The sequence below is a fragment of the Streptomyces sp. NPDC029014 genome, from assembly GCF_055564695.1.
The window spans coordinates 22,754-45,035 of record NZ_JBVHVT010000027.1; the positions used below are offsets into that span (position 1 = coordinate 22,754).

General features: G+C 71.5%; 17 protein-coding genes and 1 pseudogene. 5 read left to right on the forward strand and 13 right to left on the reverse strand.

Annotation, left to right across the window (positions count from 1 at the left end; translation table 11 throughout):
* Window positions 1-13: 13 nt before the first annotated feature.
* From ACZ4VL_RS16905 to ACZ4VL_RS16920, 4 genes are all read right to left on the reverse strand, one after another.
* Window positions 14-1,465, reverse strand: a complete 1,452-nt coding sequence (locus ACZ4VL_RS16905; RefSeq protein ID WP_468200264.1) for a DUF8189 domain-containing protein — start codon at window positions 1,463-1,465, stop codon at window positions 14-16.
* A gap of 119 nt (window positions 1,466-1,584) precedes the next feature.
* Window positions 1,585-3,261 (reverse strand): DUF8189 domain-containing protein, encoded by a 1,677-nt coding sequence (locus tag ACZ4VL_RS16910; RefSeq protein ID WP_468200265.1) that lies wholly within the window; start codon window positions 3,259-3,261, stop codon window positions 1,585-1,587.
* Between the two features lie 313 nt (window positions 3,262-3,574).
* A complete protein-coding gene (locus tag ACZ4VL_RS16915) occupies window positions 3,575-3,889 on the reverse strand; it encodes a hypothetical protein (protein ID WP_468200267.1) in 315 nt (104 codons plus the stop codon).
* 7 nt (window positions 3,890-3,896) lie between these two features.
* On the reverse strand, window positions 3,897-4,103 hold the full coding sequence (locus ACZ4VL_RS16920; RefSeq protein WP_468200268.1) for a hypothetical protein: 207 nt from the start codon (window positions 4,101-4,103) through the stop codon (window positions 3,897-3,899).
* Between the two features lie 327 nt (window positions 4,104-4,430).
* On the opposite strand from ACZ4VL_RS16920, the gene ACZ4VL_RS16925 reads away from it, so the two are divergent.
* Complete coding sequence (locus ACZ4VL_RS16925; RefSeq protein ID WP_468200270.1) at window positions 4,431-5,402, forward strand: helix-turn-helix transcriptional regulator; 972 nt, start codon at window positions 4,431-4,433, stop codon at window positions 5,400-5,402.
* 221 nt (window positions 5,403-5,623) lie between these two features.
* On the opposite strand, the gene ACZ4VL_RS16930 is transcribed toward ACZ4VL_RS16925, so the two are convergent.
* Window positions 5,624-6,757 (reverse strand): SMI1/KNR4 family protein, encoded by a 1,134-nt coding sequence (locus tag ACZ4VL_RS16930; protein WP_468200271.1) that lies wholly within the window; start codon window positions 6,755-6,757, stop codon window positions 5,624-5,626.
* Between the two features lie 42 nt (window positions 6,758-6,799).
* Between ACZ4VL_RS16930 and ACZ4VL_RS16935 the strand changes: the two genes are divergently transcribed.
* Both ACZ4VL_RS16935 and ACZ4VL_RS16940 read left to right on the forward strand, forming a co-directional pair.
* Window positions 6,800-7,441 (forward strand): class I SAM-dependent methyltransferase, encoded by a 642-nt coding sequence (locus ACZ4VL_RS16935; RefSeq protein WP_468200273.1) that lies wholly within the window; start codon window positions 6,800-6,802, stop codon window positions 7,439-7,441.
* 372 nt (window positions 7,442-7,813) lie between these two features.
* Entirely contained in the window at window positions 7,814-8,476 is a 663-nt protein-coding gene (locus ACZ4VL_RS16940; protein WP_468200275.1) for a DUF4232 domain-containing protein, read from the forward strand.
* Window positions 8,477-8,990: 514 nt separating this feature from the next.
* Here the strand turns inward: ACZ4VL_RS16940 and ACZ4VL_RS16945 are convergent.
* From ACZ4VL_RS16945 to ACZ4VL_RS16970, 6 genes and pseudogenes are all read right to left on the reverse strand, one after another.
* Window positions 8,991-9,974 (reverse strand): hypothetical protein, encoded by a 984-nt coding sequence (locus ACZ4VL_RS16945; protein ID WP_468200277.1) that lies wholly within the window; start codon window positions 9,972-9,974, stop codon window positions 8,991-8,993.
* Window positions 9,971-10,543 carry an RNA polymerase sigma factor gene (locus ACZ4VL_RS16950; RefSeq protein ID WP_468200278.1) on the reverse strand — a complete coding sequence of 191 codons (573 nt, stop codon included), beginning with the start codon at window positions 10,541-10,543 and terminating at the stop codon, window positions 9,971-9,973. The genes ACZ4VL_RS16945 and ACZ4VL_RS16950 overlap by 4 nt, the downstream gene beginning before the upstream one ends.
* Window positions 10,544-10,735: 192 nt before the next feature.
* Entirely contained in the window at window positions 10,736-11,173 is a 438-nt protein-coding gene (locus ACZ4VL_RS16955) for a hypothetical protein (protein WP_468200280.1), read from the reverse strand.
* Between the two features lie 354 nt (window positions 11,174-11,527).
* Window positions 11,528-13,960, reverse strand: coding sequence for a SpoIIE family protein phosphatase (locus ACZ4VL_RS16960; protein ID WP_468200282.1), 2,433 nt, complete (start codon window positions 13,958-13,960; stop codon window positions 11,528-11,530).
* A gap of 550 nt (window positions 13,961-14,510) precedes the next feature.
* Window positions 14,511-15,352: pseudogene (locus ACZ4VL_RS16965) on the reverse strand (class I SAM-dependent methyltransferase).
* A gap of 39 nt (window positions 15,353-15,391) precedes the next feature.
* Window positions 15,392-15,709 (reverse strand): hypothetical protein, encoded by a 318-nt coding sequence (locus tag ACZ4VL_RS16970; protein ID WP_468200283.1) that lies wholly within the window; start codon window positions 15,707-15,709, stop codon window positions 15,392-15,394.
* 274 nt (window positions 15,710-15,983) lie between these two features.
* Here ACZ4VL_RS16970 and ACZ4VL_RS16975 point away from each other — a divergent pair, with 274 nt between their 5' ends.
* The gene (locus tag ACZ4VL_RS16975; protein WP_468200285.1) at window positions 15,984-18,575 is read left to right on the forward strand and encodes an NACHT domain-containing protein; all 2,592 of its coding nucleotides are present in this window, start codon (window positions 15,984-15,986) and stop codon (window positions 18,573-18,575) included.
* A 41-nt stretch (window positions 18,576-18,616) separates the two neighbouring features.
* Here the strand turns inward: ACZ4VL_RS16975 and ACZ4VL_RS16980 are convergent, their stop codons facing one another.
* Entirely contained in the window at window positions 18,617-19,828 is a 1,212-nt protein-coding gene (locus ACZ4VL_RS16980) for an acyltransferase family protein (RefSeq protein WP_468200287.1), read from the reverse strand.
* 143 nt (window positions 19,829-19,971) lie between these two features.
* Window positions 19,972-21,081 carry an FAD-dependent monooxygenase gene (locus tag ACZ4VL_RS16985; protein ID WP_468200289.1) on the reverse strand — a complete coding sequence of 370 codons (1,110 nt, stop codon included), beginning with the start codon at window positions 21,079-21,081 and terminating at the stop codon, window positions 19,972-19,974.
* A 168-nt stretch (window positions 21,082-21,249) separates the two neighbouring features.
* Between ACZ4VL_RS16985 and ACZ4VL_RS16990 the strand changes: the two genes are divergently transcribed.
* Window positions 21,250-22,224: a TetR/AcrR family transcriptional regulator C-terminal domain-containing protein gene (locus ACZ4VL_RS16990; RefSeq protein WP_468200290.1), complete on the forward strand. Its 975-nt coding sequence runs from the start codon at window positions 21,250-21,252 to the stop codon at window positions 22,222-22,224.
* Window positions 22,225-22,282: the final 58 nt, after the last annotated feature.

Consider the following 22,282-nt stretch of genomic DNA (forward strand, 5'->3'; position numbering starts at 1 on the left):
CTTGCTGCTTCGGTCAGGTGGTCTTGAACTTCCAGGTGCCGAGCGTGGTCCAGTTGCTCCAGCTGCCGCCGTTGGCGCTGTACGCGTGGGAGATCAGGCCGTCGGCCCCGATGCCGAAGACCTCGGCGGCGTTCGTGCCGGACTCGTAGACGGCCGTGGGGTTGCCGGCGAAGCGGTACGTGCCGAGCGGGGTCCAGCCCTGCCAGGAGCCGGCGCCGAGGTTGTACGTGTGGTTCAGCACGCCGTCGGTACCGGTGCCGAACAGCTCGATCGCGTTCGTCGAGGCGTTGTACACCGCCGCCGGGCTGCCCGAGAAACGGAACGACGGGTCCAGCGTCGACCAGCCACTCCACCGACCACCGTTGAACAGGTAGTTGTGCGAGATCACGCCGTCCTTACCCGTCGCGAACACCTCGGTCACCTTGTTCACCGGGTTGTAGACGACCGACGGCGCACCCGAGAAACGGAACGAAGAGTCCAGCGTCGACCACTCCGACCACGCGCCACCGTCGACGCTGTAGCTGTGCGAGATCACACCGTCCGCGCCGATCCCGAAGACCTCGGCCGTCCTGGTGTCCGGGTTGTAGACGGCGGTGGGGGTACGAGCGAACTTCCATGTGCCGAGCGGGGTCCAGCCCTGCCAGGAGCCGGCGCCGAGGTTGTACGTGTGGTTCAGCACGCCGTCCGTACCCGTACCGAACAGCTCGATCGCGTTCGTCGACGCGTTGTACACCGCCGCCGGGCTGCCCGAGAAACGGAACGACGGGTCCAGCGTCGACCAGCCACTCCACCGACCACCGTTGAACAGGTAGTTGTGCGAGATCACGCCGTCCTTACCCGTCGCGAACACCTCGGTCACCTTGTTCACCGGGTTGTAGACGACCGACGGCGCACCCGAGAAACGGAACGAAGAGTCCAGCGTCGACCACTCCGACCACGCGCCACCGTCGACGCTGTAGCTGTGCGAGATCACACCGTCCGCACCGACCGCGAAGACCTCGGCCGTCCTGGTGTCCGGGTTGTAGACGACGGGGGCCGCCGCCGACGAGGGGGCCGTCGTCGGGGTCGGAGCCGGGGTGGGGGTCGCGTCCGGATACGGGTTGGCGTGGTCGGTGGCCAGACCGGTACCCGGGCTGCAGGTCCACGCCCCGGTCCCCTGGTCGGCCAGGACCTTCTCCGCTATCAGGATCTGCTGCTGCTTGGTCGCGAGGTCGGGGCGGGCCGCGTACGCGGTGCCTCCGTAGTACTTCCAGTTGCTCAGGCTGATCTGCAGGCCGCCGTAGTAGCCGTTGCGGGTGTTGATCGACCAGTTCCCGGTGCTCTCGCACTGGGCCACCTTGTCCCAGGTGGTCACCGAGGCGGCGGTCGCCGGGCCGGCACCGAGCATGGCCGCTGCCACGGCCAGGCCGAGAGCGCCGATGGTGGTGGCCATACGGGTACGGGCGAGGGAGGGGGTGCGGGTCATCGGGAACGTCCTCGGGAAGCTCGTGGGGGCGGCAGGTGGCCGCAGGCCGGAACGGGGGGCGGCCGTCCGCGGCGGCCGGGTCCCGGTAGGCCCGGCCGCCGCGGACGGATCGGCCTGGGTCAGTGGGTGTTGAACTTCCAGGTGCCCAGGGTGTACCAGCTGCTGAACGGGCTACCGGCGCTGGTGTACGAGTGCGAGATCACGCCGTTCTGGCCGATGCCGAAGACCTCGGCGGAGTTGGTGTTCGGCTCGTTGAGGGCCACCGGCGTGCCGGCGAACTTCCAGTTGCCGAGCGCCTCCCAGTTCGACCAGGCCCCGCCCATGTAGTACTTGTGGTTGACGATGCCGTCGGTGCCGGTGCCGAACAGCTCCACGGCCTTGGTGGTGGAGTTGTAGACCGCCGACGGGACGCCGGCGAACTTGTAACCCGTGTCGAGGGTGGTCCAGCCGCTCCACTGGCCGCCGCTGGTGCTGTAGGCGTGCGACATGACGCCGTCGGCGGCGCCGACCGCGAACACCTCCGCCGTCTTGTTGCTCGGGTTGTAGACGACGGCCGGGGTGCCGGTGAAGCGGTAGCTCGGGTCCAGCGTGGCGAAGTCACTCCACTGGGCGCCGTTGGTGCTGTACGAGTGGGACAGCACGCCGTCGGTGCCGATCGCGAAGACCTCGGCGGTGCCGTTGTCGGTTTCGTAGAGGGCGGTGGGGGAGCCGATGAAGGTCCAGTTGCCCATGGTGTTCCAGGCCGACCAGGTGCCGTTCGCGTAGTACTTGTGGTTGAGCTTGGCGTCGGTGCCGATCGCGAACAGTTCCACCGCGTTCACCGACGGGTTGTAGACGGCGGACGGCGAGCCGGTGAAGTGGTAGCCGGGGTCCATGGTGCTCCAGGAGCTCCACTGGCCGCTGTTGGTGCTGTAGGCGTGGGACAGCACGCCGTCGGTGCCGATGGCGAAGACCTCGGTGGTCTTGTTCGTCGGGTTGTAGACGGCCGTCGGCTTACCGGTGAAGCGGAACGACGAGTCGATCGGGTACCAGTCGCTCCACTGGCCGCCGTTCGTGCTGTAGGCGTGGGACAGCACGCCGTCGGTGCCGATCGCGAAGACCTCGGCGGTGCCGTTGTCGGGGTTGTACACGGTGGCCGGCGCGGCGTCCGTGACCTGCGGGGCGACGGGGTCGGCGACGGGCGACGGCGTGGTGGCGGCGCCGACCGGGCTGGCGTAGCCGCGGATGCTGACGTTGTAGCCGCCGCTCTGCCACACGACCGTGCCGACCCGGCCCGACGCGCTGTTGGTGCTGACCTTGCCCGGGTAGCCGCCCTGGTTTCCGCCGGTCCAGCTGATGGTGCCGTCGCCGTTGACCGCGGTGACGATCGCGACGTGGTCGTAGTCCGTGCCGCTGAAGGACGTCGGGTGGAAGAAGACGGCGTCACCGACGTGCGGGGTGCCGGACAGCCCGCCCTGGTTCTTGTCCGCGTAGGTCTTGAAGCTGTTGGCGAGGTCGTTCAGGCTGCCGAGGTTCTTGACGCCGTTCTGCGCCCAGACCCAGCCGGCGAAGTCCGCGCACCACGCGTGGGTTCTGGAGCCGTTGTAGCAGCTGGAGCTCTGGTTCGTGCCGGAGGCGTAGTAGCCGGCGGCTCCGTTTCCGCAGGCGTTGCGGCCTAGCTGGCCCAGTGCCGTCGCGGCGATCGAATCGCCGAGCGTGGCCGCGTGGGCGCTGGGGACGGCCAGGAGGCCGAGGCCGGAGGCGGCGAGTGCGACGGCGGTCGCGGAGGAGGCGAGGCGGGTACGGACGCGGGACATGAGTGCTCCAAGGTGTGACGGGAAGGACGTGGTCACGCTGCGGGCACGCGCCGGGCCGGGCCGGACATGGGCGTGGTTCGGCCGGGGGGCGGGGCAGCGGGAAGTTCGGGTGCCGGCGGGCGATGGTGGGCCCGGCCGGAGGTGCGGTGCGGTGTGCGGCACTGCGGTGTGCGGCGCAGGGCGGTGCGGCGCGGGGCGGCGCGGGGCGTGGGCGGTGTGGTGCGGCGCGGCGCGGCGAGTGGCGAGCCGTACGGCCCGGGGCGCGGGCACCTTTCGCGCGGTGAGAGGTGAGGGTGGGCGGCGGATGCCGCGGTCAGCCCGCGGTTCGGTCCAGGGGCCCCGGCGGTTCCGGCGGCAGGTACTGCCGACGGAGCAGGGGCGAGGTGCGCTGGCAGCGGGAGATCAGGCCGTGGGCGCGTCCGACGGCGTCGGGCTGGTCGGCCGGGTCCGTGCTGAGCAAGTAGAGCAGGAAGTCGATCCGGTCGCGGGCGGGCTGTGCGCTGGCGTGCTGGAGTCCGTCGGCGGGTTCGGCGTGCGCCCACAGGGCGTCCACGGCCTCCGCCACCTCGCTCGCCCCGGCTGCCGCATCGGTGTGTCGGCGTTTCAGGCTGGCGTAGACGATGTCCATCGCGTGCTCAGCTGCCCCAGCCGAGGGTGTTGGAGGAGGGGCCACTGCCCCAGCCGAGGGTGTTGGACGACCCGGTGGCCGTGGCGAGCACCGTCCCGTTGGTCGTGGCGGTGGTGGCGGTGGTGGTGGCCGAGGCGACGGTCGGGGCGATCAGGAGCGCGGTGAGGGAGACGGCGGTAGCCGCGGCGGCCTGGGCGATGCGGGTCCGGATCATGGTGGGGGTCCTTGTCTGCTGGTCGGAGAGGGGTGCTGAGCCGGCCCGGGCGTCCCGCGGTTGACGCTTCGTTCGGCTGCCGTCCGGTGTTGTTTCCCTGGCGGCGATCAATAGTTTCGCCACCCGTCGGGACCGCCGGAAGGGCTTCCGGATGTCGCCAACCGGCCTGACAGGATCCGGACATCATGTCGTGCACATGTCAATATTCGCCCTCCCGTATGCCGCGCATCACCACGGACACCCTCAATTGGATCTTGAACCGAGCATCGGAGAACTGTTTGGATGCGAGCGGCCGCTCGACCGCGGCCTGTGATTCGGGGGGATGACATGCTGGAAGTAATGGGCCTGACGGCCGGGGGCGCAGCCGTGTACCAGGCGATGCTCGACCATCCCGCGTACGGCGTGGACGAGATCGCGTCCTGGTGCGGCCTGAGCCCGGCCGACGTACACGACCACCTCGACGAACTGGGCCGGCTCACTCTCGTCCGGGCCTCCGCCGAGCGACCCGGGGAGATGCGCGCGGTCAGCCCCGACATCGGCCTGGCCGACATGCTCTCCGCCCAGGAGGCCGAACTAGCCTCACGTCAGGCCCAGTTGGCGGCGTCACGGGCTGCCGTCACGCGCATGATCGCCGACCGCGCCGAACACCGTACGACCCACGGTGAGCGCCTGCTCGGCATGGATGCCATCCACGGCCGCCTCGAACGGATGGGCCACAGCGCCACCGCCGAGGTCCTCTCCAGTCAGCCCGGCGAGCAGCGCCCCGAGGACCTCGCCGCCAGCCGGCCCGCTGACGCCGAGGCGTTCGCCCGCGGCATCACGATGCGAACGCTCTACCAGGACGCCACACGGAACCAGCCGTACGTCGCCACGTACGCCCACTGGCTGCTCAGCCACGGCGGCGAGGTCCGCACCGCCCCCTCGATCCCGCCGCGCATGGTGGTGGTCGACCGTGCCCAGGCGCTCGTCCCGATCGACCCGGCGGACAACCGCAAGGGCGCGCTGTACGTGACCGAACCCGGCATCCTGGCCGCGCTGCTGGACCTCTTCGAGCAGTCCTGGAGTGCGGCCGTCCCGCTCGGCGCCACCAGACCGGAGGACCCCGGCACCGGCCTCACCGCCACCGAGCGCGAACTGCTGCGCCTGCTCGGCTCCGGCCTCACCGACGACGCGGCCGGCCAACGCCTCGGCATCTCCTCCCGCACCGTGGGGCGCCACATGTCCTCGATCATGGAACGCCTGGGCGCGAGCAGCCGGTTCGAGGCCGGGATCAAGGCCGCCCACCGCGGCTGGCTGTGAATCGTCACCGGCCCTGGTCGCCCCGTCGAGGGCTTCGGGATGCCGGGCGGGCGCCGGAGGGAGGTCAGCGGTGTCCGCGCGGGCGTCGCCCGTCGGCTGCAACGTGATCTGGTGGGTGAAGGTCCCCGGCCGCCATGGCCGGGGATTCTCTGGGCCGGGGCGACACGGCCGTCCTGCGCGGCGGCGGCACCCCCGCCGCCGCCCGGCCTCACCGCCACCGGTCAGTCCAGCGGAGGCCACGGACCGGCGAGCAGCCGTTCGGCCTCCCTGGTGATCGCTTGCGCGTGTGTCCCGCGCCGGATCTCCACCGAGTCGTTGTACGCGGCGACCTCGTCGGCCAGGGGCCGAAGCGACTGTGGCCGGGCCAGTGCGTCCCAGCCCTCGTACGTGATCACGTCAGCGCCGGCCCCGGGGGCCAGACTCCCGTTCACGATCAGCCGGAGCCACCAGCGCACGAGCTCCCAGCGTGCCGCCTCCCAGGGGAGGCCGGTGTCGTTGTCGTCGACGGGGAGGCTCACGGGTAGGCCGAGTTCGGCCAGTACCCGGTCGAAGAGCGCATAAGCGCTCTCCTGCTCACTGCGTGACAGGCCTGCGAGCAGTGGAAGCGACTCCGTCTCGACGTCGAGGGCCAGTGCGGTGAGCCCTGCCTCGATCAGTTGGTGCGGGTGGTGCCGTCGGCCGATCAGGCGCTCCAGCGCAAGCATCCGCAGGTACTCGACAGCCTCCTGAGTGCTGACGGCGTAGGAGGTGTGCGGGGTGGGCAGGGTGACGTCGGTGCCGGGGCCGCCGTGGACACAGTACGACCAGAAATCGACTGTCGCGCGGGCCGGGAGACCGCTGGCAACACTGCCCGTGAACTCGTGCCGCACGTAGTCGGCGAGGTCGTTCCCGTAGATGACGACGTCGGTCTGATGGACGGACAGCACGGGGTGGCCGTATTCGCCTGCTCTGCCGGGCAGGTAACGGTGGCTGTATACGGGGACCAGCTGCGGTACGGTCGCCAACTCGGACCGTGCGATCCGCAGCGCCTCGGTTTTCTGTCCGGGCCTCGGACTCCAGGAGGGGTGCCAGAAGCCGTTGCGCTCGACGTCGAAGAGCACACCCCCGACCGGTTGGGAGAGCCGCCCGGCCAGGTCCTCGGGGTCGCCGTTGCGCCAGTCGGGCCAGGATCGTGAGCCGTGCGGGAGCCCGGCGGCGAGGAAGACCCGGTGGTCCGCCGAAAAACTGAAGCCGAACCGTGCCTCGACCGCGTCGAGTTCCCGCTCGCTGAGACCCGGCCCGATCTCGGCCGGGAGCATGCGCTGGAGGTCCCCGGCGGTTTCGAGGGTCAGCGGCGGGGGCGGTTGCGCGGTCATCGCGGCAGCGTAGTGAACGGCGCGGGTGTTAGCTTCCTTCCCGTGGCGGAACACCAGGACGAGACGAGGGCGGCCTACGACGGGGTCGTCGAGCTGTATGCCTCGATGTTCGCTGATCGGTTGGAGACGCGGCCGTTCACGCGGAACATGATCGGCACCTTCGCCGAGCTGGTACGTGGGGCGGGGAACCCGCGGGCAGCCGACGTCGGATGCGGCCCCGGACATCTGACGGCCATGCTGCACGAGCTCGGGCTGGACGCCTTCGGGCTCGACCTCTCCCCCGCCATGGTCGACCACGCCCGGCGGGTCCATCCGGCGCTGCGGTTCGACGAAGCCCGCATGGAGGCCCTGCCGGTCGGCGACGGCGCGCTCGGCGGGGTGCTGGCCCACTACTCGATGATCCACACCCCGCCGGGGGAATTGCCCGCGCTGCTCGCCGAGCAGGTACGTGTCCTGGCTCCCGGAGGCCTGCTCCTGGTCTCGTTCTTCGCGACCGACGGACCGGAGCCGGTCCGCTTCGACCACAAGGTGACGCCCGCATACAGCTGGCCGGTGGACCGTTTCGCCGAGTTGCTGGCCGGGGCCGGCCTCGTCACGTTCGCCCGGCTGCTCCACGATCCGGCCTCCGAGCGGGGCTTCCTCGACGCCCACTTGCTGGCCCGCCGCCCGCCCCTGGTGGTCTGAGTCCGAGACGCGTCCGGGGTCCGACGACTCCGCGTTCTCCGGCGCCGGACGACGGCCCAGGTCCCGGCCGCCGACCACCGCCGACCACCGCCGACCACCGCCGACCGCACCCTGACCCCGCCACAGACACGCGCGCGGCTCGTGCCCGGCCATGGAACGCGGCCGTGTGCGGGCTACGCAGGGACATGAACCCGACCTCGTGGTCGGGCACCTCGGGCCGTTTCGTGATCATGTCACCGGTCTGCGACAGCGGTGTCCTGGAACGAAGACGTCCGGAGCCGCTCGGCCCACAGCCCCCTCATAGTGATCGAGTAAGCGCCGAGGAGCCGAAACCGCTTCGGCCTCGTCCAGTGACCACCAAGGGGCTCTTTCATGTCCGGCAACCGTCGCAAGGCTTTTCTCGTCTCCGCAGCCCTCATCGGCGGCGCCATGCTGATGACGGCGTGCCAGAACTCGGACGGGGCCACGGACACCGGGGCCGCGCCGGGCTCTTCCGCCACCGCTCCGGCCGGCAAGACGGGCACCCCGGCCGGCTCGTCGACGGCGGACGCCGGCCAGGGCAGCAACGGCAAGGGCTCCGCCGCGACGGGCAAGGGGACCCCGGAAGGGGCCGGCTCCGGCAACGGCAAGGCGGTCGGGCAGACCTGCGGCGCCAACGACATCGCCTGGAGCACCAAGTCCGAGAGCCAGGCCGGCGGATACATCCTGATCACCGCGAAGGCGAAGCCCGGGATCACCTGCTATCTGCCCGCCGCGCTGCCGACCGTGGCGTTCGGTTCCGACGGCACCGCTGCGGGCCCCGCGGAGCAGTCCGCCGGCCAGCAGATCAAGCTGAGCGGGAGCACGGCCGCCTACGCCGGGGTGAACCCGAAGACCACCAAGGAGAACGGCGGCAAGGAACTGGACAGCATCATCGTCGCCATCGGCAACAACGACCCCAACCCCGTCTCCCTGCCGGTCGGCACCATCACGGTCGACCGCCCGATCGTCACCAACTGGCACACCTCCCCGAAGGACGCCGTCCCCGTCAAGTAACCGGCCCGCGCACCGTGATCCGTGACTTCGACATCCAGGTCCCCGACCAGGGTCACGGCACTCCGGCGGACGAGGCGTCGTTCACCCTCCGCGGCCCCCGGCGGCGAGATCCCGGGCGCCTCCGTTGCCGAAGGCCGCTTCGAGGTGGCCCTCGGCACCGTCATCGGCCCGGTCCAACCAGGAGCCTGACGCGAGGGGCCCCGCGAGCGGGAGACCTCGCTTCCGACGCCAGCGCAACAGGGGCTGAGAGTCGAACCGGTGCCGGCTCGGCCTCTTTCAGCCCTTGTTAAATGCGCAGGTCAGTGAGGTTCGTATGCTCCGAACAGGTACCGAAGGGACCGAACTGCGCAACTACTTTCAAGCTCTGGCTACGGGAGTGAAGTTCGACTTCCGGGGGCGGCCTCCATATGGGGCAGGCCGAGCCTCTGGCCCGTCCGGTCGTCAGAGTGCCCGGTGATTCCCAAGGGGGCTCGTCGGGGTGCCGGAACCGGCGCCCGACGAGCCCTGTTGCGCGTTACTTGCCGCTCAGCGAGTAGTCGATCTCGCATGGCGTGACCTTCGAGGTCTCCTTCACGCCGGCCCCGACCTGCGGGGCATGGCTCGACGGGCTCGTCGGCTTCAAGAACACGAGGGTGTACCCCGGAGGCACCGTCTTCGAGTTGATCTTCAGGATGCTCTCCCCCCGGCCACCACCGCTGTACAACTCGGCCTCGGGGTCGGCCTGGGGACCGCGGTACCCGCCGCCCGGATGCGGGCACTCCGCCTTGGGCTTGTTCTCCGTCACGACGACAGCGACCCCCTGCGCCTGGAGCCTGCGGACCACTTCGGGCAGTTCGTCGGCCGTGGGCATGGGAATCCGGATCGTGCCGGCGGGCTCACCCGTGGGGGCGCCGGTGCCCGATTTCAGCAGCTCCTCCAGGCCTTCCGAGCGGTCGACCGCGCAGGACGGGACCTTCGAGGTCTCGATCACGCCGAAGCTGATCCCCTTCTCGCCCAGCGGGTAGTAGTCCGCCCAGTCGAACGTGAGCGAGTAGCCGGGCGGCACCGTCTTCGCGTCGACCTTGAAGTCGAAGCCGTCGGCGGAGTTCTGGAGCAGCTCCGCATCGCGGTCGGCCTGCGGACCTCGGTAGCCGCCGCCGAGTTCGGAGCACTGCGACGGAGGCCGCTTGGGGACCAGCACCGCCGGGACTCCCCGGTTCTTCAACGCGTCCACGAGCGCCGGGATCTCGCCCGGCTCCGGCATCCGGAACCGCAACGCGCCGTCCGGGTCCTTCCTGATCTCGGGCGCCTTGGCCGGGCCGTCGGCCGGCCGGGTGCCGTTGTGGGTACTCCCCGGCAGAGCCATCACGGCGGCGACGGCGGCCGTCGCGACGCCCACGGCGAGCGGGATGCCGTAGCGGCGGACACGGGTGGAGGCGGGAGCCGGCGCCACCTCCGGGAGCCGGGCCAGCAACGCCGCCTTCAGCCGCTCCTCGAACGCGCGGGGCCTGCTGCTCATCGGATCGCCTCCAGCTCGGGCGTGTTCGCGGGGACCGGTGTGCGCAGCGCGCGGCGGGCTCGGTGCAGGCGGACCCGTACCGTCGCCTGGGTGACGCCGAGGGCCTGCGCGGCCTCGGCCGGGGTGAGCTCGTCGATCACGACCAGGTCGAGCGCGGCCCGCAGGGGCTCGGACAGCGCCGCGTGTCGCTCGGCCACGGCCCGGAACGCCCTTTGGGCGTCGATCCGTTCCTCCAGCGCGGCCACGTCCTCGTCGTCGAGCAGCCTGCGTCCGCTGAGCCGCGCCAGCGCCCCGCTCTCACGCTCCCGGCCGCGGGCGTAGCCTGCCAGGACGTTGCGGGCGATCCCGAACAGCCAGGCGACCGTCGCTCCCCTGCGGTGCCGGTAGCTGCCCGCCGATCCCATCGCCGCGAGGAAGATGTCCGCCGTCAGGTCCGCCGCCAGGTGGGCGTCGGCGACCCGGCGGGTGACGAAGCCGAGGACGGCGTCGACGTGTTCCTCGTAGAACGCCGCGAATCCCTCGGGCGTCGTGAGATCCGGTGGACCGGTCTCGTGTCGTGGGCTGCGCACCCGATTTCCTCCCCTGTGCGGGGGGGCTCGGTCGGCCCCCTCCACCCTGTACTTGGTCGGAGCCCCGTCGTGCGTTACATCGGGGCCGTCGTCCGGGCGCAGGAAGACGCAGACGCTCCGTCAGACCGGCGGTCCTACGGAGCGGTGCGCAGCGGTGTGTGATGCGTGATGCGTGGTGCGTGGTGCGGGCGCCTACTTGATGTTCAGCGGGACCGTATCCCCTTCGGTGAGGTTGTCCAGCGGGATCGTCCTGCTGAACGTTTGGGCCTTCTTCCCCGGTGCCTTGCACGTGACGTCGGCCGTGAGGCTGAACGGCGAGTCCAACGGGGCGTCCAGGCTGATGGGACCGAACGTCGCCCTGCGGTTGGTGGGGTTGTTGGTGGGACCCGACGCATCGTCCTCGTTGCTGTCCAGTGATACCCGGGTGGGGACGGAGTTGTTGGGAGCCGGGAACGCGTTCTTGCAGGTGACCTTACCGCTGAAGGACACCGCGCCGACCGGGGGCGCTGCCGAGGCCGGACCGGCCGTCAGGAGGCCTCCGACCAGAACCGCGGTGACGATCGAGGACGTGACGACGAGGATGCGGGACCTGCCGGAGATGCGGGGCATGTGGGACATGCACGTGGACATGGGACCACCTGCTCATTGGCGTACGAGTAGTTCCGTGGGGGCCGACCCTGACGCCGACACGACAGGCGTGGCTCGGAGAGCGCCAAGTTTGGCAGGGCCGTCCGTGCACCGGGCCGGGGTTCGGCTCCCGCGCTGTGACCAGCTGATCGGCAGCCCCCAGGCCCTTCACCCACCACATTCCTACAGCGCATCCCGGCCCGCAACCGGAACGGATTCCCCTGTGAGCGCACGGTACTTCCGGGGAACGGGAGGCCGGCGAGGACGGCTCCGTTGCGGGATGACCGCGCCGTCCGCCGCTGCGCGAGGTGCGGGGGCTCGGTCCGGGCCGCGGCCCGGCGGGTCCTGCCCGGGGCGTCAGGCGTCCGCGCGGTGCAGGGGGATCTCGGCCCACACCTGCTTGCCGCCGCTCAGCGGTACCGAGCCCCAGGCCATCGCCGTCGCCTCGACGATGAGCAGCCCGCGGCCGCCGGTCGACTCCCAGCTCACCGACACCGGTCTGACGGGGCTGCGCGGCGACGCGTCGTTCACGGCGACCCGCAGCCGGTCCGCCGACAGGGTCAGGTCCATCCCCACCTCGCCCTGGGTGTGCGCGATGGCGTTGGTGACGAGCTCGGAGACGACCAGAAGTACCGCGTCGAGTTCCTCCACCACGCCCCAGGACCGCAGGGTGCGCGTGGTGAAGCGGCGCGCGTGCATGACCGCCTTGGGCAGTCGCCACACCGTCCAGTGGGTCCGCTTCGGCCGACCCGCGGTGCCGTCGTAGCGCAGCAGGAGCAGCGCCACGTCGTCGTCGCGCCGCCCCATACCGACGACCAGTTCGTCGGCCACGCCTCCCGCACCCACCGGGTCGGCGCCGGCGAGCACGTCGCACACCCTCCGCATGCCTTCCTCCAGGGGCAGTCTGGCGGACTCGACCAGGCCGTCCGTCAGGAGGACGAGCAGGGTTCCGGGGGCCACCCCCGTCTCGGTCATGGGGAATTCGGCGTCCGCGAGCACGCCCAGTGGGGGCCCGCCCTCGACCGCCATCTCCTCGGCGACGCCGTCGGGATGGCGCACCAGCGGTGGCAGGTGGCCGGCCCGTACGACCCTGGCGATGCCCTCCTCCATGTCGAGGTCCACGTACGCGCAGGTGGCGAAGAGGTCGGTCTCCATGCCGACGAGCAGCCGGTTGGCCCGCGCGACCACCACGTCCGGCGGGTGGCCCTCCACCGCGTAGGCCCTGACGGCCGTACGCATCTGGCCCATGATGGTGGCGGCTGCAGCGCTGTGCCCCTGGACGTCCCCGATGACGAACGCCACGTGGCCGTCACGGAGCGGGATGACGTCGTACCAGTCGCCGCCGACCTCCAGTCCCGCCGTCGCGGGCAGGTAGCGGGCGACGGCGACCCCGCCCGGCAGTTCCGGGAGCGTGCGGGGCAGCAGACTGCGCTGGAGCATGGTGGCGAGTTCGTGGCCCGCGTCCAGTGCGTGGGCGCGTACCAGCGCCTGGCCCGCCAGCCCCGCGATCACGGTCAGCAGCGACCGCTCCTCCGGTCCGAACCGGTGCTCCGCGTCCCACCCCACCAGGCACACCCCGACCATCCGGCCTTCGGCGGGCAGGGGCACCACCGCAAGACCACCTGGCCCGACGCCCTGCAGTCCGGGCTCCAGGTCCGCACCCGGCGGCCACAGGCTCATGTGCCCCGCGCGCACCGCGCTCTGCAGGGTGGAGAGGTCGCCGAGCGACACGTCGGGCCACTCGGACCGCCATTGCGAGCGCCAGACCTCGGGCCAGGCGTCGGGTTCCGGAGGTTCGAGGGCGGTGACGATGAGCCGCTCGGGCTCCATTTCGCCGACCGCGACCCGGGATGCGCCGAGCGGCTCGCGCAGGGCGGCGACCACGAGTCGGCTGACCTCCCGGATGGTGGCCGCTCCCGCCAGCGTGGCCGACAGCCGCTGCACGAGGGAGACCTCGTCGGCGCTGGGCCGCAGGTAGGTGGCGTCGGCCACGACGCCCAGGACGCGCTGCGGTTTGCCGTCGGCGTCCACCTCCACGCGGCAGCGCAGCCCCAGCCAGCGCAGCTCGCCGTTCGGGCGGCGGATGCGGAACGCGAGCTGCTGTCCGGAGGCGTCCAGCCGGTCCGGCTCCACGATCGCCATCAGCGCGGGCATGTCATCGGGGACGGCGCAGGCGAGCAGGGTCTCCACCCGCCCGTCGAACTGGTCGGCGGGCAGACCGAGCAGCTCCAGCACGTGCGCGTGGGCCTCCATGCGGCCGGTGCTCAGTTCGAGGATGAACGCGCCGCCGTGGTGGGGCACCAGCGACTGCCCCACGTGCGCCTGAGGGGCTTTGCGGCCGGCATGGCGTGCGGCGACCGCCTCGAGTCCGGCAGCCACCTGGTCGGCGTACAGCTCCAGGAGGCTGCGGTCGTCAGGGCTGAAGCCGTCGCCGACCGCGCCGGCCACGACCAGGCACCCGAGCTCCTGGTCGCCGTGCCCCAGGGGCAGCGCGCCCAGGGAGATCCTGGCCGGCGACTGGGGCTCGCCCTCCCGGTTGCGGGTGGGGACGAAGTGGGGGTCCTCCTCGATGAACATCGCGAGTTCCTTCGGGTTCAGCCACAGCGGGCGGCCCGAGCGGAAGGCGTTGGCGGCGGGCGAGTGGCCGGCCACGGCGAGGACCGCGGGCAGCCCGTAGAGGACGCGGTAGTTTCCGGTCAGCTCGGCCAGGTGCAGTTCCCTGTCCTGCTCGGCGACCACGTAGACGGCGGCAAGCTCAGCCCCGCAGAACGCAAAGCGATGACTGGTCACTGTCTGTGTCGCCTCCTCCTCGCGAGGACGTCCCGCCGGCCGCCCTCACTCCATGCTGTCCCGCCCGGGACCGTTCGGGCGACTCGGCACGCGGGGCCGGAAAACCGGAGCCGCCCACGTGGTGTGGACCGGAGGGTGACGGGGCGGGTACGGTCGGGCGAACGGGCTCTCGCCTGCGCATTCGCCCTCTGGGGGCACTTCCGGGGCGCTGCGGGCCCACTTCAGCCCGCCCCTCCTCCGCTGCCCCGTTCGTCGGGTTGGGGCAGCCCGGCGTACGGGTCCTCGCGCAGTGACCGTAGCCGCCGGTGCCCGCCCCGGCCCTCCAGCCACGCCGGAACCGGCAGCGGCGGACGGATCACCACCCGCTCGGCGTCCGTCGCGTCGTGTGGTGGGGTGTCGTGTCCGACGGGGACGGCCGCCCGCACCGCGCGCCTTGCCGACGCGTTCCTGACCTGACCACCGATGTGAAGGTCCTGGACGTCGTCAGGGGCAGCTTCCCCGGCCCGCTGCCGCTCACCCAGAGCGTGCGGCGCGGCGGCGGTCCGGGCGGCTACTCCTCCGAGGACCCGGCCCGGTACGCGGTCCTGGAACCGGGCGGGCAGTACGTGGTCGCCGTCACGGCCGGCTCCACGACGGGCGAACCCGGCACCCAGGCATGGGTGTCGGCTGCCGACCTGCTGCTCGCAAGGTCATGGAAGTCGTCGGGGAACAGCTCACGGGCGACCGGATCGGGTTGCGGCTCGCTGATGGCGGCGAGTCGGAAACCGGCGGAGGTGAAGGCACCGTTCATCTCGTGCAGCGGCTTGCGCCAGAACCGCATCGGGACGGACCGCCAGTCGAACGTCCAGTCGAACATGTAGCTGGTGTTCGCGAAGTAGTCGGGTCGAGGCTCCTGGATCGCGTAGGCCACGAAGGGGTGGTCCACCGACGCGATCAGCCGGCCGCCGGGCCCGAGTACGCGCCGCAACTCGGCCAGCGTCGGCCCCCAGTCCTCCATGTAGTGCAGCACGAGCGACGCGACCACGTCGTCGAACGCGGCGTCGGCGAACGGCAGCGGGTCGCACAGGTCGGCAACGTGCAGTGCCACGTCGTCACCCAGCCGGCGCCTGACCGACGCCACCATTTCGGCACTGGCGTCGATGCCGGTCACGACCGCACCGCGGTCGCGCAGTGCAGCGGACAGGGGCCCGCGCCGCAACCGGCGTCCATGATCTGGCGGCCGGCCACGTCTCCGGCGAGGGCCAGCATCGCGGGCCGCTCGTCGTACCCGTTCACGAGGTCGTCCTCGTTCTCCGCCGCGTACGCGGCGGAGAAACCGTCGTAGTCGTTCACCTGGGCCCGATCTGCGCACCGGGCGGCGTAGCTCTCGGGCACGTCGGTCGAGCGTTCCATCGTCGCAGACTAGCCCTAGTCGTCACATGATCCTCCTGGTCATCCCTGCTCCGGGCCGCCCGTGTCCGGACCGGGCGGACGGGGCGGATCGGGCTGCGGGGGCGGTGAGCCGGCTTGGGCCTGCCTGACCTCCCTCAGGTAGTCCAGGGCCTGCCGACGGGGCACCGCGCCCAGCAGCCGCCCCTCGTGCAGCCCGCGGCGCGCTTCGTTGCCGGCGTTGACGAGTGCCTCGGCCCGCAGGACCAGGAGCGCGGCGAAGGCCAGGGTCACGACGAGCCACCAGGGGGCCTCGGCCAGCACCCCCAGCCCAGCCGTCGCGAGGCCGCCGAGGGCGGGGAGCAGGCGTGGATCGTTCATGCACGGACTCCTCGAACGTAACGGAGTTCCCGAACCTGGCGGTTGGCCGTACAAGACGGTGCTCCGCTGGCCAGGATGTGTCGTGCCGGGATGGCCACGGCAGCCTTCGCGCGGTGCGCGGCGAAGGCCGTGGCATGCCCTGACAACCACCGTTCTACGGCTCACCGCACCCCGCTGAGAGCGGATGGCAGAGCGCGGCCGATTCCGGCCACACGGCCCACAGCGCCCGGATCCGGCTGCGGCCGCACCGGAGTTGCGGCCCTGGGCGGCGCTGATGCGCCGGGTCCACGACGAGCTCTACGAGGGACTGGCCCCGGCCGCCCGCCCCACGGTCACCGCACTGGCCAAGGCCGCCCACCTCAGCCCGCCCTACGTCTCCGAATCCTTCTCCGGCAAGAGACGCCCCCTACTGCAGCCGTTCCTGTCCATCGTCACGGCCCTGGGCGGGGATCCCGCCGAGTGGGAGCCGCGGTGGCACAAGGCCTGGGCGGAACAGACCTCGACCACGGAGCAGCAGGACCCTGACCACGAGGAGCAGCAGCCCCATCCGCCGCTTCCCGGGGTCGAGGACAGCGGCCCGGCGTCCGGTGCGCCCGCGACGGCGCCCGCCCCGGACGGGGACCTGCGCCGCTACCCCCTGCGCCGGCTGTTGCAGGCGGTCGTGACGTGGGTGGTCGCGGCCGTCACCTGGCCGGTGCGCGCCCGCCGTGACACGTACGCGATACGCCTGCACCGAAGGCTGGTCAAACAGGTCCGGGACCGGACGGCCGAGGACATCGAGCGGGCCGAGGCCCACCACTACCTCACCCCGCGCTTCGCCGTCCTCACGAAGCCGGCACCGAAGCCCGAGCACTTCGTGCGCGGCCGCCGGGGCAGGAAGGTCCGGCGGCCCGAGCCCGTACCGGTGCCGACCCCGGTGACCAGCATCCGCGCGCTCTACGAGGACACCGACGAACTGGTGGTGCTGGGCAGACCGGGCATGGGCAAGACCACCCAGCTCGCCCGGCTCGCCCACCGGCTGGCCGCGGAGGTGCTGGACGGCCCCGCCGACCGGGAACCCCCGTACATCCCGGTCTACCTGCGGCTGGACACGTACCGCGGCGAGTCCCTAGAGGACTGGCTGGTCGCCGCCGTCAACGAGCAGTACCACGGTGTCTCGAGGATGCTGGCGCGGACCTGGTTGGGCGAGCACCGGCTGCTCCCGGTGCTGGACGGCCTGGACGAGGTGCCGGAGCAGGACCGGCGCAAGTGCGTCGCCGAGCTGCGGCGGCTGCGCCGCTCCTGCCCGGGCCTCGCCGTCGGCTGCCGCACCGACGAGGCCGACCTGCGCCGCCTCGCCCAGGACATCCGGGCACTGCGCTACGTCGAGATCCAGCCGCCCAGCCGGCAGGACGTCCAGGACTTCCTCGCCGCCGACCGGGAGGCCCTCGCGGACGTGCACGCCGCACTGAAGGGGAATCCGGACCTGTGGCCGCTGTTCCAGTCGCCGATGATGCTCGCCTTCATCCGCCTCGCCTACCGCAACAGGCCGGCGGACGACTTCCGCGCACCGGGCACCCTCGACCAGCGCCGCGGCCGGATCTTCGACGCGTACACCCGGGAGTGCCTGCTGCGGGACCGACCGCGGCCGGACGACGCCCCCGAGCGGACCCTCACCCACCTCACCTCGCTGGCCCGCACCCTCACCGAGCGCCGCGAGCACGTGCTGTACCTGGACCGGCTGGACCTGAGCTGGCTGTCCCGCGCCGAGGGGATCCTCCCGCGGATCGTCCCGACCGTCACCATGGCGGCCCTGGCGCTGGGGCTGCCCGTGCTGTGGCTGGCGGTGGCCGTCCGGGCCGGCCTGGTGCACACGAGCGTGCGCGACGCCGGGGCCCTCGCCCTGGCCATGACGGCGAACATCGCCGCGCAGGCGTACCAGTCGGAGAAGTACCTGTGGAAGACCGGCGAGAAGGACGGCGAGGAGAACGGCAGTCGTGCGGAGCGGCGCAGCGGGAGGAGGCGCGGAGGGATCGTCATCCCCGTCATGGCCAACTGGCCCACGACGATGCTCATCCTGTTCTGGCTGCTCTACGTGGCGGAGGCCGACCTGCTGTCACCCGGATGCTGGCTGGTGGACCTCGCCTACATGTGGGTCACGTTCACGCAGATGGAGGCCTCCTTCGGCGACGTCTTCCGGCCGGTGGAGCAGATGCGGTGGACCTGGCGGGTGAGGGAGCGGATGGTCTACTCGACGCCGGCCAGGCAGCTCCTCGCCCGTGGCGCGCTCTCCGTGTTCATGTGGGTCGCGCTCATCTTCCTGCTCGGATACGTCGTCCACCTGCTCTGCCCGGAGCCCTCGTGGATCGCCCCGGTCGCGTCCCTGTTCCTCGGCACGATCTACGTCGTCGGCAACCAGTTCGAGCCCTCGCTGCGGGACCGCCGCCCCCGCCCCAACGACGGCGTCCACCGCTCGGTCCGCTTCTGCCTGGTCCACGGGTTCGCGGGGCTGGCCGCGAGCGGCCTCGGCCTGCTGGTGCTGATCGGTCTGGCCGCACCCGACGACGGACTGCGCCGGGCCGGCTTCGTCGCGGCCCTGCTCGGCGTGCTGTTCGCCGTGGTCCGGGGCTTCCGGTTCGGCGGCCTGGCCGTCGTACGCCACTGGGCGATCCGGGCGGTCCTGGCCTTTCGGGGCCACACTCCGTACCGCTACCGCCGTTTCCTGGACGCGGCGGAGCAGCGCGTCCTCCTCCACCGGACGGACAGCGGCTACTTCTTCCCCCACCGCCTGCTCCAGCTCCATCTGAACACGACGGTCGAGGAACTCCTCCCCCGCATGGCCGCCCGCCCGACGGGCGGCCCGGCCGCACCGGATGCGGCAGCCTGAGGAAGCAGGTGGGGCGTCGACGAGCCGGCTGCGCGGGGCGGTCAGCGGGCTGCGGGGATGCGTTCCGTTCCGGGGGCGGGCGGCTGCGCCGGGATCGCGGGGAGCGCCGCCCGGCGCGGGGTGCCCCTGCGGATGTCCTCCACGCCGCGGCGCAGACCGGTGCGCAGCAGCCGGCCCAGGGGGCGTTCGACCAGGCGGTGGATGAGCCAGGCGAGCAGGGCCATGAACGTGGTCACGCCCAGCACGAGCGGTGCGGGTGCGACGGCGTGACGGAAGTGGTGGATGAGCGTCAGCCCGGCCATCATGTGGATGAGGTAGAGCGGGTAGGTGACCGCTCCGGCGTGCGGCAGCCAGCGCCACTGGACGCGGTCGAAGGCGCCGAGGGCGATGCCGGCCATGACGAGGAACCCGCAGGCGATGATCGTGTGCGCCGGCCAGGCGGGCAGCTCGAAGGCGGCGGTACGCCCCAGGTTGCTGATCGTGCGGCTCTGGACGTAGCTCTGCGCGAGGAGGAACTGGAGCCCGGCGATGGTCCACAGGACGGGGTTGGGCCCGAACCGGCGCATCAGGTAGAAGGCTATGCCGGCGATGAAGTACGGCGAGAACGACGGTATCGCGAAGAAGGACAGCAGGCCGTTGTCGGCCGTGGGCGCCACGATGCCGGCGAGGGTCCAGACCCCGCAGAAGACGACGCAGTTGCGGTAGGTCACGCCGCGCAGGATGACGAGCGCGAACAGCACGTAGAACTTCAGCTCGACGAAGAGGGTCCAGTACGCGTCGTCGATGTTCGGCACCTTCATGCCGCCCTGGAGCATGGACAGGTTCACCACGACGTCGCTGAACGCCTTGACGCCGCGCACCTCCGGCCAGGCGAACAGCACCGTGGCCGTGAAGGCCACGGCCGCCCAGTAGGCGGGGAAGAGGCGGGAGATGCGGGAGACCGCGAACTCTCCCGCCGTGCGGCCCCAGGCGCTCATGCAGATCACGAACCCGCTGACGGTGAAGAACAGCTCGACGCCGAGCCAGCCGTACGCGGCGCACTTGCTCGCCATGGGGAAGACGGTGGCGGCCGGCTGCCCCCAGGCGCTCTCCAGGGCGAGGTAGTGGTAGCAGAGGACGGAGAGCGCGGCGACGATCCGGACGCCGTCCAGGGCTGCCAGTCGGACGCCGCTGCCCGTCTCGGCGCTGCGAGGGGGGCAGTGGCTCCGCCCGGACGGTTCCGGCGATCGGGATCGAGGTCTCCACGCACTCATAGCGTGGCACTGTACAGCTCACGCACCGCAACGCCCTGGCCACAGCCCTGGCGGCTCCGGGGGGAGGGGAGGCAAAGGTCCAACGCCGGACCGGATCCCCGAGGACGGTGCCGGCCGCCCGCTGCGCTCCGTCGACCGCGGCGTCAGCCGTGCAGGGAGAGTGCGTTCTTGGCGTGCGCGACGGATTCCTCCGAGGCCGGTCCCCCGGGATTCTCGGTGGCCAGGGCCTGGTTGAGGGTCACGAACGGGCGCATCCGACGCTCGTAGCGGGCATAGGCGACGTGGTGGTCGCCGGCTGCTCGGGCCAGGCAGTCGGCCAGCACGTGGGCGCCGACGAGGGCCAGGCTCGTGCCCTGCCCCGAGAGCGGGGACGGACAGTAGCCGGCGTCTCCGAGCAGCGTCACCCGCCCCCGTGACCAGTGGTCCATGCGGATCTGGGCCATGGCGTCGCAGTAGAAGTCGGGCGCCTTCCGGGCGGCCTCGGCCAGGCGGGCCCCTTCCCACCCCATCGACGCGAGCCTGTCCACGACGAGCTGCCGGAGGGCGTCGCGGTCGCGGAGGCCGTCCGGGAGAGGGGCGGACTCGAAGCCGAAGGCGATCCGCAGTTCGGTGTTGCCGCGCACGGGCATGATGCCGAAGCCCGCGTCACCGTCCCGCAGCCACAGCTGCCAGTCGTCCAGGGCGAGGAAGTTCTCCGCGCTGAACACCGAGAGGTAGCTGCCCAGGTGGTGGGCGAAACGCTCCTCCGGACCGAAGGCCAGGCGTCGTACGGTGGAGTGGAGGCCGTCGGCCCCCACCACGAGGTCGAAGGTGCGGGACGGCCCGTGCGCGAAGTCGACGCGCACGCCGGTCTCGTCCTCGTCGAGTGCGGTGATGCTGTCGCCGAAGAGGTACTCGACACCGGCGCGCGTGTGCTCGTACACCATCTCCACCAGGTCCTCGCGCAGCACTTCGATGTCTTCGCTGTCGAGCCGGCCGCTGCTGAAGGTCGCCTCGGTGGAACGGTCGACCTCGTGGCCGTCGGGATCCAGGACCGACATGCCGCGCATCCGGGTCCGCGCGCGCTGCGCCTTCCCCAGCAGGCCCATCTGCTCCACGACTTCGAGCGCGACACCGCGGATGTCCACCGCCTGCCCGCCGGGGCGTCGGCCCGGGGCGCGTTCGACGACCGTGGGCGCGAAGCCGCGGCGGCGCAGCCAGTAGGCGAGGACGGATCCCGCGATGCCGCCGCCGGACACGAGTACGTTCTTCATGAGAGGCTCCTCCAGCGCTCTGTACGGTGTACGCGTTCTGCAACGTACGCCGCACCTGCAGCCCCTTCAAATGGCCCGATCGCAGCCCTGTACTAGAGCAGAGACCCTTCCGGACGACGACGCCGCTGATACCCTCTGCACTAGTACAGGACCAGGGAGTGGCAGGACGTGACGAAGACCACATACGCAGCTGGTGATCCGCCCTACCTGCGGATCGTCACCGCGATCCGTCGGCGCATCGCGGACGGGGAACTCGCCCCCGGGGACCGGGTTCCCTCGACCCGGCAGATCGCGCGGGAGTGGGGCGTCGCCCTCGCCACCGCCACCAAGGTCCTGACGACCCTGCGTCTGGAGGGGCTCGTGGAGTCCCGGCCCCGGATCGGCACGGTCGTGGCCGGAGCCGTCCCCGCCCCTGCCGGCTCCGGCGCGGCCCCGCGGGCTTCCGTTCCCCGTTCCGGTCCCGAGCAGGAGCTGAGCCGCGACCGGATCGTCCGTACCGCCGTCGAGATCGCCGATGCCGAAGGGCTCTCGGCGCTCTCCATGCGCGGCGTCGCGGCCCGGCTCGGCGTCCCGGTGATGTCGACCTACCGGTATGTGGCGAGCAAGGAGGACCTCGTCCTGCACATGGCCGACGCCGCGTTCGGCGAGGGGACCTACCCCGCGGACGCACCCGAGGATTGGCGTGCCCGCATCGAGCTGGGTGCCCGCACCCTGTGGAGCCTGTACCGGAAGCACCCGTGGCTGGCCCAGCTCGGCTCCCTCACGCGCCCGTTGCTCGTACCGAATCTGATGGTCCACGGCGAGTGGGTCCTGGGCGCCCTCGACGGCCGTGGCCTCGCCCCGACCGCCTTGTTCGACATTCACGTCCTGCTCTACAGCCATGTCCAGGGCCTGGCGGCGCACCTGGAGACGGAAGCGCACGCCGAAGCCGCCACGGGCCAGTCGGAGGAGCAGTGGATGGACAGCCGCGCCCCGGTCCTCCGGGAGTTGATGGAATCCGGCCGCTTCCCGAACTTCAGCAGGGTGGTCGGAGCCTTCGAGGACGGCTACGACCTGAACCTCGACGCGCTCTTCGCCTTCGGCCTCAAGGCGCTCCTCGACGGCCTGACCCCCATCGTCGAGGCGCAGCCGACTGCCCGCTAGGTAGCAGACGGCCCCCAACACGGCGGTCAGGCCGTCGACGTCGGTGCTGTCCGGGGCT